This is a genomic window from Pseudomonas sp. HY13-MNA-CIBAN-0226 (assembly GCF_040310305.1).
Classification (GTDB): Bacteria; Pseudomonadota; Gammaproteobacteria; order Pseudomonadales; family Pseudomonadaceae; genus Aquipseudomonas; species Aquipseudomonas gregormendelii.
This window is the reverse complement of the sequence record NZ_JBEOPS010000187.1, coordinates 1-280: the sequence shown is the minus strand read 5'-3', so window position 1 is coordinate 280 and position 280 is coordinate 1. Positions and strand designations below refer to the sequence as shown.

Annotated in this window: 1 protein-coding gene; it reads right to left on the bottom strand. The window is 62.1% G+C overall.

The genetic code is table 11. The features are described from left to right. A partial coding sequence (locus AAEZ05_RS28335; protein ID WP_502947805.1) for a ClpB D2-like domain containing protein occupies positions 1 to 280 on the bottom strand: 280 nt, incomplete at both ends.

Sequence of the window (280 nt, the reverse complement as noted above, 5' to 3'; positions counted from 1 at the left end):
ACTCGCGGCTCATGTCCGGCAGCAGGCTGTTGGTGAGGATGGTGTCGATCATGCGTCCGCCGCTTTCAGTCTCGGTGCAGCGCGAGACGATCAGGTCGACCACGGCGTCGTCATACTCGAACGCGACTTTATGGGTGTTCTCCACACGCTTCTTGATGCGGTTCAGTTGCAGGCGCGTGATCGCCTTGAGCATCTCGTCGCTCAGCGGGTAGTACGGGATGGTCACCAGGCGGCCGAGCAAGGCCGGTGGGAAAATTTCCAGCAGCGGCTGGCGCAGGGC